Source organism: Pseudomonas sp. GW821-FHT02H06 (assembly GCF_059421525.1).
On sequence record NZ_JBWKVD010000005.1, the window covers coordinates 246508 to 260050 of the forward strand.

A 13543-nucleotide genomic window follows, 5' to 3' on the forward strand; every position below is an offset into this window, starting at 1 on the left:
ACCATCTGGGCAGTTCGTTGATTTCATTCGATATTTCGTTTGATTTCAACTACAACTTGGCAGTGCCGTCGTTGTGGGGCGCATCTTACGGAGGAGATTGAAGGCTGTAAAGCCCCCGTGCAAAAATAATTTGAAATAGCGAAAAGTCCCAGCAAATGCTGTCTTCGCGTTTCAATCTGGTATATGCCAAACTAATTACATCCAGATAAGGTGAACTCATTCTAATGGCCGATTGGCAGTCCCTCGATCCCGAGGCCGCTCGTGAAGCGGAAAAATACGAAAACCCCATCCCTAGCCGTGAGCTGATTCTGGCGCACCTTTCCGAGCGCGGTTCGCCCGCCGCCCGTGAGCAGTTGGTGGAAGAGTTTGGCCTCACGACTGAAGATCAGATCGAGGCCTTGCGGCGTCGGCTCCGCGCTATGGAGCGCGATGCGCAACTGATTTACACCCGCCGCGGCACGTACGCGCCGGTCGACAAGCTGGACCTCATTCTGGGCCGCATCAGCGGTCACCGTGACGGCTTCGGCTTCCTGGTGCCAGATGACGGCTCCGACGACCTGTTCATGAGCCCTGCGCAAATGCGTCTGGTGTTCGATGGCGACCGTGCACTGGCGCGCGTCTCGGGTCTGGACCGTCGCGGTCGCCGGGAAGGCGTGATCGTCGAAGTCATTTCCCGTGCACACGAAACCGTGGTGGGTCGCTACTTCGAAGAAAGCGGCATCGGTTTCGTCCAGCCGGACAACCCAAAAATCCAGCAAGAAGTGCTGATTACCCCAGGCCGTAACAACGGCGCCAAGATCGGTCAGTTCGTCGAGGTGAAAATCACCCACTGGCCGACACCGCGCTTCCAGCCCCAAGGTGACGTGGTTGAGGTGGTGGGCAATTACATGGCGCCCGGCATGGAGATCGATGTCGCGCTGCGTACCTACGACATCCCTCACGTCTGGCCTGAGGCTGTGCTGAAAGAAGCCGCCAAGCTCAAGCCAGAAGTGGAAGAGAAGGACAAGGAAAACCGCGTCGATCTGCGTCACCTTCCGTTCGTGACCATCGACGGTGAAGATGCCCGCGACTTCGACGATGCCGTTTTCTGCGAAGCCAAGCCCGGCAAGCTGCGCCTGTTCTCCGGCGGCTGGAAGCTCTACGTGGCGATCGCCGACGTATCGAGCTATGTGAAGCTTGGCTCGGCGCTCGACGCTGAGTCTCAGGTGCGCGGCAACTCGGTGTATTTCCCCGAGCGCGTGATCCCGATGCTCCCTGAGCAGCTGTCCAACGGCCTGTGCTCGCTGAATCCGCTGGTTGATCGTCTGGCAATGGTTTGCGAGATGACCATCTCCAAAACCGGCGAGATGACTGACTACGTTTTCTACGAAGCCGTGATCCACTCCCATGCGCGTCTGACCTACAACAAGGTCAGCTCGATGCTGGAGCATCCAAAAGCCGCCGAAGCCAAGCAGCTGCGCGAGCAGTATGGCGACGTCGTGCCGCACCTGAAGCAGCTTTATGCGCTGTACAAAGTGCTGCTGGGCGCCCGGCACGTTCGCGGTGCCATCGATTTTGAAACCCAGGAAACCCGGATCATTTTCGGAACCGAGCGCAAAATCGCCGAGATCCGCCCGACCACTCGCAACGATGCGCACAAGCTGATTGAAGAGTGCATGCTTGCGGCGAACGTGGCGACTGCAGCGTTTCTCAAGAAACACGAGATCCCTGCCCTGTATCGCGTCCACGACGGTCCGCCGCCCGAGCGTCTGGAAAAGCTGCGTGCCTTCCTCGGCGAGCTGGGTCTTTCCCTGCACAAGGGCAAAGACGGCCCGACGCCGAAGGATTATCAGGCGCTGCTCGAAACCATCAAGGACCGTCCGGATTACCACCTGATCCAGACTGTCATGCTGCGTTCGTTGAGTCAGGCGGTGTACAGCTCCGATAACCATGGCCACTTCGGCCTGAATTACGAAGCGTATACCCACTTCACCTCGCCGATTCGTCGCTACCCGGACTTGCTGACTCACCGGGCGATCCGCAGCGTGATCCGCTCCAAGCAGGAAACGCCGCACGTTCGTCGTGCCGGTGCTCCCGTCATTCCGAAAGCGCGCATCTACCCGTACGACGAAGCGATGCTTGAGCAGTTGGGCGAGCAGTGCTCGATGAGCGAACGCCGTGCCGATGAGGCCACCCGCGACGTCACGAACTGGCTGAAATGCGAGTTCATGAAAGACCGCGTTGGCGAGTCGTTCCCGGGCGTGATCACGGCTGTGACCGGCTTTGGTCTGTTCGTCGAGCTGACCGATATCTATGTCGAAGGCCTGGTTCACGTCACCGCATTGCCGGGTGATTACTACCACTTCGATCCGGTCCACCATCGTCTGGCCGGCGAGCGCACAGGCCGCAGCTTCCGCCTGGGCGACACCGTTGAAGTGCGCGTCATGCGTGTTGATCTTGACGAGCGCAAGATCGATTTCGAAATGTCCGAGAAGACCACCAGCGCACCGATCGGCCGCAAACGTCGGACGTCCGAGCCTGCCGCGGCAGAGAAGGGCAAGGATTCCAAGGAGTCGTCGTCTGCTTCCAAGTCCGGTCGCCGGACCGCGAAAGAGCCTGTTGCCGAGGCTTATCGGCCAAGTGATGCGGCTGCCAAGAACGCAGAAGTGCGCAAAAGCCGTGAAATGAAGAAAGCGCTGCTGACTGAAGCCAAGGGTGGTAGCAAGGCATCGTCGGGAAAGTCGACGAGTGATTCCGCTGGCGCTTCCGGTAAGTCGAGCAAGCACCGCAAGGGTTCGTCGAAATCGGGCTCGGCTTCTTCTGCAAGCAGTGGCAGTGTTCGCAAACCTAAGGCCAAGTCATGAGTCAGCTGGAAAAAATCTACGGTGTTCATGCCGTAGAGGCGCTTTTGCGTCATCACCCGAAGCGGGTCAAGCAGATCTGGCTGGCTGAAGGGCGCAGCGATCCACGGGTTCAGGTGCTCATCGAGCTCGCTGCGCAGAATCGCGTGTCGGTGGGGCAGGCCGAGCGCCGCGAGATGGATGCCTGGGTTGAGGGCGTTCACCAGGGCGTGGTGGCGGATGTCAGTCCGAGCCAGGTCTGGGGCGAGGCGATGCTCGACGAGCTGCTCGACCGCACCGAAGGTCCGCCGCTGATCCTAGTGCTGGATGGCGTCACCGATCCGCATAACCTGGGCGCCTGCCTGCGGACTGCCGATGCGGCCGGTGCGCTGGCGGTGATCGTGCCGAAGGACAAGTCCGCGACTTTGACGCCGACCGTGCGGAAAGTGGCGTGCGGCGCGGCCGAGGTCATTCCTCTCGTGGCCGTGACCAACCTGGCGCGCACGCTGGAAAAACTCCAGCAACGCGGCCTGTGGGTTGTCGGTACCGCAGGTGAGGCCGAGCAAGAGTTGTATCAGCAGGACCTGACTGGCCCGACCATCCTGATCATGGGGGCTGAAGGCAAAGGCATGCGCCGCCTGACCCGCGAGCATTGCGATTATCTGGTACGTCTGCCGATGGCGGGCAGCGTCAGCAGCCTCAACGTTTCGGTCGCGACAGGCGTCTGCCTGTTCGAAGCCCTGCGCCAGCGCTCGGCTGCCAAGACGTAGTCGTCAGTAGCGAGCTGCAAGCTGCAAGCCTCAAGCTCGAGCCAGTCACGCTCTGGCTTGTAGCTTGTAGCTTGTAGCTTGTAGCTCAAAGCCATTGTTCAAATATTCACCAATCTCCTTGCGCCCCTCCGACCCCTTCTCTACAATCGCGTCCCTTGCTGTCATGGCAGGTGCTCATGTGCCTGTTCCTGTGCAAGATAAACCAGTGTTATTCACTCCTTGTCTGACCGCTTTGGCGGCAGGCTACAACCCGTAAGGAGCATTCATGCGTCATTACGAAATCATCTTTCTGGTTCACCCGGACCAGAGCGAGCAAGTCGGCGGCATGGTAGAGCGTTACACCAAGCTGATCGAAGAAGACGGCGGCAAGATCCACCGTCTGGAAGATTGGGGCCGTCGTCAACTGGCCTACGCAATCAACAATGTTCACAAGGCTCACTACGTGATGCTGAACGTTGAGTGCACTGGCAAGGCTCTGGCCGAGCTGGAAGACAACTTCCGTTACAACGATGCCGTGATCCGTAACCTTGTCATCCGTCGCGACGAAGCTGTTACTGGCCAGTCCGAAATGCTCAAGGCTGAAGAAAACCGCAGTGAGCGCCGTGAGCGTCGCGACCGTCCTGAGCACTCCGACGCCGATGGCGCCGATGGTGATGACAGCGACAACAGCGATAACGCTGACGAGTAATCCACGGACCTTTTGAGGAGCCCATTACATGGCACGTTTCTTCCGTCGTCGTAAATTCTGCCGCTTCACAGCTGAAAATGTGAAGGAGATCGATTACAAAGATCTCAACACCCTGAAAGCCTACGTATCTGAAACCGGCAAGATCGTTCCTAGCCGCATTACTGGTACCAAAGCTCGTTATCAGCGTCAGCTGGCTACCGCTATCAAGCGCGCCCGCTTCCTGGCCCTGTTGGCCTACACCGACAGCCACGGCCGCTGAGACCAGGTAGTCGACAAACGCAGTAAGGGATAGATCGCATGCGCGCCATGGCTGAATTCATCATGCGCGGCCGCATGCAGGCCACTCTCGTAGTGGTTGGATGTGCGGCATTGCCGCTGTTGTTCTGGTTGAGTGCTGCCGCAGGTTGCCTTGTGCTCCTGCGACGCGGAATGAGTGACGCCTTAGGCGTCCTCGCCTGGGCTCTGCTGCCGGCTTTGGTCTGGTGGTATTTCGGTGAACCCCGCACCCTGATGGTGTTGCTGGGTTCTTGGGGGTTGGCCGCCGTGTTGCGTGCCAGCGAGTCCTGGGTCCGCGTGCTGCTGGTCAGCGTAGCGGTTGGATTGTTGTATGCAGTGGTTCTGGGCGCGGTGTTTCGCGAGCCCATCGAAGCCATGGCGGGAGAGCTGCAAAAGCTCTTGCCCCACGTCTTCGGTGATGTCTACCAGCAGATGTCGGTAGAAGAGCGAGCGCGTCTGGGGGCACTGATTACACCCGTCCTCAACGGCCTGATTGCAGCGTTGTTGCAGATCGTCAGCGTGGTATGCCTGATCCTTGGGCGGTACTGGCAGGCGTTGTTGTATAACCCGGGCGGTTTCGGGCGCGAATTTCGCAGCCTGAAACTCCCGCGGGCACCGATGCTGGTGCTGCTGGTGTGCATGTTGGTGGGGCCGAACTTCGGTCCTCAACTGGCGATGCTGACACCGTTGTGCAGCGTACCGCTCATGTTCGCGGGCCTTGCCCTGATTCACGGTCTGGTGGCTGCAAAGCGCCTGACACGGTTCTGGCTGGTGGGGTTGTACGTCACGCTGTTGCTGTTCATGCAGCTGATCTATCCGTTGCTGGTGGTGATTGCCATTGTCGACAGCCTGATTGATTTTCGCGGCCGTCTGGCGTCGAAAGATGCCGATAACGGTTCTGCGAACGGTGAAGGTTAAAGTTAAGAGGTTTTACCAAATGGAACTCATCCTGCTGGAAAAAGTCGCCAACCTGGGCAACCTGGGCGATAAAGTAAACGTTAAGGCTGGCTACGGTCGTAACTTCCTGCTGCCTTTCGGCAAAGCAACCGCTGCAACCGCTGCCAACGTGGCCGCGTTTGAAGAGCGTCGTGCTGAGCTGGAAAAAGCTGCCGCCGAGAAGAAAGCTTCTGCTGAAACTCGTGCTGCTCAACTGGCTGAGCTGGAAGTGACCATCACTGCCACCGCTGGTGACGAAGGCAAGCTGTTCGGTTCGATCGGTACTCACGACATCGCTGACGCACTGACCGCCTCTGGCGTTGAAGTGGCCAAGTCTGAAGTTCGTCTGCCGAACGGCACCATCCGTAACGTTGGCGAATACGACGTAGCCGTGCACCTGCACAGCGATGTTGAAGCTACCGTTCGCGTTGTTGTTGTAGCTGCTTAAGCAGTATGGTTTCTGCGCTTCGGTGCAGAAGTCTGACCGACTGACGACTCGCTCCTCGGTCGGTTAGCATTGGGCACGTTCCTGTTCGCAGGTCGTGCCCTTTGTCATTTCTGAGTATCCTGATTCAACCCCCTGATTTCCGTGTGGCCATGAACGACATCTCCACTCCCGAGCAATATGATCTGCAAACCGCTGCCCTGAAGGTGCCGCCGCATTCCATCGAGGCCGAACAGGCCGTGCTCGGTGGTTTGATGCTGGACAACAACGCCTGGGAACGAGTGCTTGATCAGGTGTCGGATGGCGATTTCTATCGTCATGACCACCGTCTGATATTCCGCGCCATCGCCAAGCTGGCGGATCAGAACCAACCGATCGACGTCGTCACCCTGGCCGAGCAGCTCGACAAGGAAGGCCAGACCTCCCAGGTCGGTGGCCTGGGTTACCTGTCGGAACTGGCGAAGAACATTCCGTCCGTCGCGAACATCAAGGCCTACGCCCAGATCGTTCGTCAGCGCGCGACGCTGCGCCAGTTGATCGGCATCAGCACCGAGATTGCCGACAGTGCGTTCAACCCGGAAGGGCGTACCGCTGAAGAGATTCTCGACGAGGCCGAACGGCAGATCTTTCAGATCGCCGAGGCGCGGCCCAAAACGGGCGGCCCGGTCAGCGTCAACGACCTGCTGACCCGCGCGATTGACCGCATCGATACGCTGTTCAACATCGGCGACGGCATCACTGGCCTTTCCACGGGCTACGCCGACCTGGATGAAAAGACCAGCGGTTTGCAGCAGTCTGACCTGATCATCGTTGCAGGCCGTCCGTCGATGGGTAAGACCACCTTCGCGATGAACCTTGTGGAAAACGCGGTGCTCCGCAGCGACAAGGTGGTGTTGGTCTACTCGCTGGAGATGCCAGGCGAATCGCTGATCATGCGTATGCTTTCGTCGCTGGGCCGTATCGACCAGACCAAGGTGCGTTCCGGTCAGCTGGATGACGATGACTGGCCGCGCCTGACGTCGGCGGTCAACCTGCTCAACGATCGCAAGCTGTTCATCGACGACACGGCTGGCATCAGCCCGTCGGAGATGCGTGCGCGTACGCGGCGTCTTGTCCGCGAGCACGGCGACATCGGCCTGATCATGATCGACTACCTGCAGCTGATGCAGATCCCTGGCTCGAGCGGGGATAACCGGACGAACGAGATTTCCGAGATCTCCCGTTCCCTCAAAGCGCTCGCCAAGGAATTCAATTGCCCGGTGGTCGCGCTGTCCCAGCTGAACCGCTCCCTCGAGCAACGTCCCAACAAGCGCCCGGTGAACTCCGACTTGCGGGAATCCGGAGCGATCGAGCAGGACGCCGACGTCATCATGTTCGTGTACCGGGATGAGGTGTATCACCCCGAGACCGAACACAAGGGCATCGCTGAAATCATCATCGGCAAGCAGCGGAACGGCCCGATCGGGTTCATTCGGCTTGCGTTCATCGGCAAGTACACCCGCTTCGAAAACCTCGCGCCGGGCAGTTACAACTTTGATGATGATGAGTAGGTAGCCGGTTCAGGGCTAACCACTAATCCGACCTGTGCCGTCGGATTTGATCAAAATTTGTGCTATTCTCCGCGCCCGCGAATTTCCAAGCGAAAATCGCCCCCAGACACGAACACTGGTCATCGATATGCAAGCAGCCAAGCCGTTATTTGACTATCCGAAGTACTGGGCCGAATGTTTCGGACCAGCGCCTTTCCTGCCCATGAGCCGGGAAGAAATGGATCAGCTTGGCTGGGATTCCTGCGACATCATCATTGTCACGGGTGATGCCTATGTCGATCACCCGTCGTTTGGCATGGCAATCATCGGCCGGCTGCTGGAGTCCCAGGGCTTCCGCGTCGGGATCATTGCGCAGCCTGACTGGAAGTCAAAAGACGACTTCATGAAGCTCGGCGAACCGAACCTGTTTTTCGGCGTCGCGGCCGGCAACATGGATTCGATGATCAACCGTTACACCGCCGACAAAAAGATTCGCTCCGACGATGCGTACACGCCGGGCGGTATGGCGGGCAAGCGTCCGGACCGTGCGAGTCTTGTCTACAGCCAGCGTTGCAAGGAAGCCTACAAAAACGTGCCCATCGTTCTGGGTGGCATCGAAGCATCGCTGCGCCGCATCGCTCACTACGACTACTGGCAGGACAAGGTTCGCAACTCGATCCTGATCGACGCGTGCGCCGATATCCTGCTGTACGGCAACGCCGAGCGTGCCATCGTCGAAGTGGCCACTCGCCTGTCCTATGGCGAGACGATCGAAAGCATCACTGACGTGCGCGGCACGGCATTCATTCGCCGTGATACGCCGGAAGGCTGGTACGAAGTCGACTCCACGCGTATCGACCGTCCAGGCAAGATCGACAAGATCATCAACCCGTACGTGAACACTCAAGACACCCAGGCCTGCGCCATCGAGCAGGAAAAGGGTGACGTCGAGGATCCGAACGAAGCGAAGGTCGTGCAGATTCTGGCGAGCCCGCGCATGACCCGCGACAAGACGGTCATCCGGCTGCCGTCGATGGAGAAGGTCCGTAACGACCCGGTTCTGTACGCTCACGCCAACCGCGTATTGCACCTGGAAACCAACCCGGGCAACGCCCGCGCGCTGGTCCAGAAGCACGGCGAAGTCGACGTCTGGTTCAATCCGCCGCCCATTCCGATGACCACCGAAGAAATGGACTACGTGTTCGGCATGCCTTATGCGCGCATCCCGCACCCGGTGTACGGCAAGGAGAAGATCCCGGCCTACGACATGATCCGTTTCTCGGTGAACATCATGCGCGGCTGCTTCGGCGGCTGTACGTTCTGTTCGATCACCGAACACGAAGGCCGGATCATCCAGAACCGTTCCCACGATTCGATCATTCGCGAAATCGAAGAGATCCGTGACAAGGTCCCCGGCTTCACCGGCGTGATTTCCGACCTCGGCGGGCCGACGGCGAACATGTATCGCATCGCTTGCAAGAGCCCGGAGATCGAGTCCGCGTGCCGCAAGCCGTCGTGCGTGTTCCCTGGCATCTGCCCGAACCTGAACACCGATCATTCGGCATTGATTCAGCTGTACCGCAGCGCCCGTGAACTGCCCGGCGTGAAGAAGATTCTGATCGCCTCCGGTCTGCGTTACGACCTGGCTGTCGAATCGCCCGAGTACGTTAAGGAGCTGGTCACCCACCACGTCGGCGGTTACCTGAAGATTGCGCCTGAGCACACCGAAGAAGGTCCGCTCAACCAGATGATGAAGCCGGGCATTGGCAGCTATGACAAGTTCAAGCGCATGTTCGAGAAGTACTCCAAGGAAGCGGGCAAAGAGCAGTACCTGATTCCTTACTTCATCGCGGCCCATCCGGGCACGACTGACGAAGACATGATGAACCTCGCGCTGTGGCTCAAGGGCAATGGCTTCCGTGCGGATCAGGTGCAGGCGTTCTATCCGTCGCCGATGGCCAGTGCGACGGCCATGTACCACTCCGGCAAGAACCCGCTGCGCAAGGTCACGTACAAGAGCGACTCGGTCACCATCGTTAAGAGCGAAGAGCAGCGCCGTCTGCACAAGGCGTTCCTGCGCTACCACGATCCGAAGGGCTGGCCGATGCTGCGTGAAGCGCTGGAGCGTATGGGCCGTGCCGATCTGATCGGGCCGGGCAAGCATCAGCTGATTCCGCTGCACCAGCCGGAAACCGACACCTATCAGAGCGCGCGCCGCAAGAACTCGACGCCGGCCGGTAGCCACAAGGTTGCCAGGACTACCAAGATCCTGACGCAGCACATCGGCTTGCCACAACGCGGCAGCGACGGCAGCAAACCTTGGGACAAGCGCGAAGAGGCCAAGGCCGCGGCGGCTGCTCGTAACAAGCAGGCAGCCAAGGATCGCTCGGATGCGGCCAAACCCGGCAAAGGCAAGAAGCCAACGCGTCAGCCGGTCTTTCCACGCTAACGCCCTCGCGCCAACGCTTCTTCGCTCCAACAAAACGCCAGCTTTCGAGCTGGCGTTTTGCATTCCGGTGCAAATAACCCCACCCGCCTCATTTCCGTGCGACCCTTGCACCATTCGTTGAAGCGGGCGCGATTTTGGTGCTGTGCTTGGCTGAACAAGCTACCTCCACGCCGGAGGCGCCTGATTTGCCGGGGTGGCATAAGTCTTGCGCAGCTCCGTTACCGTCCAGGCTCGCAGGAGGCACGCCGTGTCGATTCACATTGCCTTGCACCATGTCACGCATTACCGCTACGAACGCGCGGTTGAGCTGGGTCCGCAGATTGTCCGCTTGCGCCCGGCGGCCCACAGCCGCACGCGCGTGTTGTCGTATTCGCTGAAAGTCCTTCCTGAAAACCACTTCATCAACTGGCAGCAGGACCCGCAGGGGAATTACCTGGCGCGGTTGGTGTTCCCGGAAAAGACTGACGAGTTGCGCATTGAAGTGGACCTGGTCGCCGAAATGGCGGTGTTCAACCCCTTCGATTTCTTCCTTGAGCCCTACGCCGAGAAGATCCCGTTCACCTACGCCCGCGAAGAGCATCATGAGCTGCAGCCCTATCTGGAAAAGCTGCCGCTGACCCCAAGATTCCAGGCGTATCTGGACAGCATCGACCGCACGCCGATTCCGGCGATCGACTTTCTGGTCGGCCTCAACCAGCGTCTGGCCAATGACATCGGTTACCTGATTCGTATGGAGCCGGGCATTCAGACGCCGGAATACACCCTGGAAAACGCTTCCGGTTCCTGCCGCGACTCCGCTTGGTTGCTAGTGCAGTTACTGCGACATATGGGTTTGGCTGCGCGGTTTGTGTCCGGGTATTTGATTCAGCTCAAGGCCGATGTCCAAGCGTTGGACGGACCATCCGGCACCGACGTTGATTTCACGGATCTGCACGCCTGGTGCGAGGTGTATCTGCCGGGCGCAGGCTGGGTGGGCCTTGACGCGACGTCCGGCCTGTTTGCCGGTGAGGGTCACATTCCGCTGGCGTGCAGCCCCGAGCCGTCTTCAGCGGCGCCGATCAGTGGCATGGTCGAGCCCTGCAACACCGAGTTCACCCACGAGATGTCGGTGCAGCGCATCTGGGAGGCGCCCCGCGTAACCAAGCCCTACACCGAAGAGCAGTGGCAGGACATTCAGGCGCTGGGCCGGCAGATTGATAACGACCTGATGGCACACGACGTGCGCCTGACCATGGGCGGCGAGCCGACCTTTGTGTCCATCGACGACCGTGACGGCGATGAATGGAACACCGCCGCACTGGGTCCGAAGAAGCGTCTGCTCTCGGCCGAGCTGTACCAGCGCATGCGAGATCATTACGCGCCCCAGGGCATCGTTCATTTTGGTCAGGGCAAGTGGTACCCCGGTGAGCAATTGCCGCGCTGGTCGCTGAACTGTTTCTGGCGCCGGGACGGGCAACCGGTGTGGCGCAACAACGCGCTGGTCGCTGACGAAACCCGGGACTACGGCGCCGACAGCGAAATGGCCGGCAGCTTCCTGCGTAGCGTGGCCGAGCGGCTGAAGCTGCCGGCGCGCTACGTTTTCCCGGCCTACGAAGACCGTTTCTATTACCTGTGGCGTGAGGGCGCGCTGCCCAAAAACGTCAGCGCCGAAGCGTCGCGTCTTGAGGACCCCCTTGAACGCGCGCGCCTGCGCAAAGTGTTTTCCCAAGGGCTGGACACCATCATCGGCCACGTGCTGCCGCTGGCGCGAACCGCCGCCGACGATCACTGGCAGAGCGGTCGCTGGTACCTGCGTGACGAGCATTGCCGGCTGGTGCCGGGGGACTCCGCGCTGGGCTATCGCCTGCCACTGGCTTCCCAGCCTTGGGTCAAGGCGGCGGAATACCCGTACATCCACCCGACCGACCACAATCAGGCATTTGCCGAGTTGCCCGACCGCGACGAGGTTCAGTCGCGACTGGATGGCCTGGCAGAGCAGGGCGACCCGGGCGTCGAGCGCGAACCCGAGATCGACGAGTCCGCCGATTGGCTGACCCGCACCGCCTTGAGTGCCGAGGCGCGGGGCGGGCGGTTGTATCTGTTCATGCCGCCGCTGCAGTCCCTTGAGGCCTATCTGGAACTGGTCGCAGCCATCGAAGCGACGGCCGAGGACATGCGCTGCCCAGTGTTGCTGGAAGGGTATGAGCCGCCGAGCGATCCGCGTCTGGCGAACTTCCGCATCACCCCGGATCCGGGCGTGATCGAAGTGAACGTGCAGCCGTCGTCCACCTGGGATGAGCTGGTCGAACGCACCGAGTTTCTCTACGAACAGGCGCGCCTGACCCGGCTGACCACCGAGAAATTCATGATCGACGGGCGCCACACCGGCACCGGCGGCGGCAACCATTTTGTCCTCGGTGGCGCAACGCCAGGCGACTCGCCCTTCCTGCGCCGGCCGGATCTGCTGCGCAGCCTGTTGAGTTACTGGCATAACCACCCGTCGTTGTCCTACTTGTTCTCTGGATTGTTCATCGGCCCGACCTCCCAGGCACCGCGTGTCGACGAAGCACGCAACGACTCGTTATACGAGTTGGAAATCGCCTTCTCGCAAATGCCCGCGCCGGGCGAAGAATGCGCGCCGTGGCTGGTGGACCGGCTGCTGCGCAACCTGCTGATCGACGTGACCGGCAACACCCACCGCGCCGAATTCTGCATCGACAAGTTGTACTCGCCCGACGGTGCGACCGGCCGGCTGGGCCTGCTGGAACTGCGCGCCTTCGAGATGCCGCCCCACGCGCGCATGAGCCTGGCGCAGCAGCTATTGCTGCGGGCACTGGTCGCGCGTTTCTGGCGCGAACCCTATGCACCGGCGAAACTGGCGCGCTGGGGCACCGAGCTGCACGACCGCTTCATGCTGCCGCATTTCATCGAGCAGGATTTCGCCGACGTCATCGCCGAGCTCAACAGCGCCGGTTATCCCGTGCGCGCGGAGTGGTTCGCGGCGCATCTGGAGTTTCGCTTTCCGAAGGTCGGCGATTACACCGTCAGCGGTATCGAGCTGGAGCTGCGTCAGGCGCTGGAGCCGTGGCACGTGCTGGGCGAGGAGGGTGCAGCGGGTGGCGCGGTTCGTTATGTGGACTCATCCCTTGAGCGCTTGCAGCTGAAGGTCACCGGCCTGCCGCCGCAGCGTTACATGCTCACCTGCAACGGCGTGCCGGTGCCGCTGCGACCGACCGGGCGCGTAGGCGAGTTCGTCGCGGGGGTGCGTTATCGCGCCTGGCAGCCGACCAATGCCTTGCAGCCGACGATCCCGGTGCATGCGCCGCTGGTTTTCGACATTCTCGACACTTGGATGCAGCGTTCGCTGGGGGGCTGCGAGTATCATGTCGCCCATCCTGGCGGGCGCAATTACGAAACCCTGCCGGTGAATGCCAATGAGGCGGAAAGCCGACGTCTGGCGCGGTTCTTCCGGGTCGGACACAGTCCCGGCAAACTGGACGTCCCCACGCTAACCCTCAACGATGAACTGCCGATGACCCTGGATTTGCGCCTGCATCGGTAATCGCGCCGGCGGCCTGACGTGGGTCAGGTCGCCGTGCCGCACGTCTAAAAATGGAAAGCGCCCTGCGCGTCATGTTGTCTGCGCTACTCT

Annotated in this window: 9 protein-coding genes; all 9 read left to right on the forward strand. The window is 60.4% G+C overall.

Annotation, left to right across the window (positions count from 1 at the left end):
- The first annotated feature begins 224 nt into the window (after window positions 1-224).
- The 9 genes from rnr (at window position 225) to AC07VF_RS11185 (ending at window position 13453) form a co-directional block, all read left to right on the forward strand.
- Complete coding sequence (gene rnr, locus AC07VF_RS11145; RefSeq protein ID WP_282367748.1) at window positions 225-2843, forward strand: ribonuclease R; 2619 nt, start codon at window positions 225-227, stop codon at window positions 2841-2843.
- On the forward strand, window positions 2840-3589 hold the full coding sequence (gene rlmB / locus AC07VF_RS11150; protein WP_495008518.1) for a 23S rRNA (guanosine(2251)-2'-O)-methyltransferase RlmB: 750 nt from the start codon (window positions 2840-2842) through the stop codon (window positions 3587-3589). The genes rnr and rlmB overlap by 4 nt, the downstream gene beginning before the upstream one ends.
- Before the next feature lie 265 nt (window positions 3590-3854).
- Complete coding sequence (gene rpsF / locus AC07VF_RS11155) at window positions 3855-4277, forward strand: 30S ribosomal protein S6 (protein ID WP_065987796.1); 423 nt, start codon at window positions 3855-3857, stop codon at window positions 4275-4277.
- A 28-nt stretch (window positions 4278-4305) separates the two neighbouring features.
- Complete coding sequence (gene rpsR, locus AC07VF_RS11160) at window positions 4306-4536, forward strand: 30S ribosomal protein S18 (protein ID WP_037015707.1); 231 nt, start codon at window positions 4306-4308, stop codon at window positions 4534-4536.
- 38 nt (window positions 4537-4574) lie between these two features.
- Window positions 4575-5471, forward strand: a complete 897-nt coding sequence (locus tag AC07VF_RS11165) for a YybS family protein (protein WP_346629330.1) — start codon at window positions 4575-4577, stop codon at window positions 5469-5471.
- A 19-nt stretch (window positions 5472-5490) separates the two neighbouring features.
- Window positions 5491-5937, forward strand: a complete 447-nt coding sequence (gene rplI / locus AC07VF_RS11170; protein WP_122533812.1) for a 50S ribosomal protein L9 — start codon at window positions 5491-5493, stop codon at window positions 5935-5937.
- A gap of 149 nt (window positions 5938-6086) precedes the next feature.
- Window positions 6087-7484 (forward strand): replicative DNA helicase, encoded by a 1398-nt coding sequence (dnaB, locus tag AC07VF_RS11175; protein WP_495008611.1) that lies wholly within the window; start codon window positions 6087-6089, stop codon window positions 7482-7484.
- A 127-nt stretch (window positions 7485-7611) separates the two neighbouring features.
- Entirely contained in the window at window positions 7612-9912 is a 2301-nt protein-coding gene (locus AC07VF_RS11180) for a YgiQ family radical SAM protein (protein ID WP_495008517.1), read from the forward strand.
- A 247-nt stretch (window positions 9913-10159) separates the two neighbouring features.
- Window positions 10160-13453, forward strand: a complete 3294-nt coding sequence (locus tag AC07VF_RS11185) for a transglutaminase family protein (protein WP_495008516.1) — start codon at window positions 10160-10162, stop codon at window positions 13451-13453.
- Window positions 13454-13543: the final 90 nt, after the last annotated feature.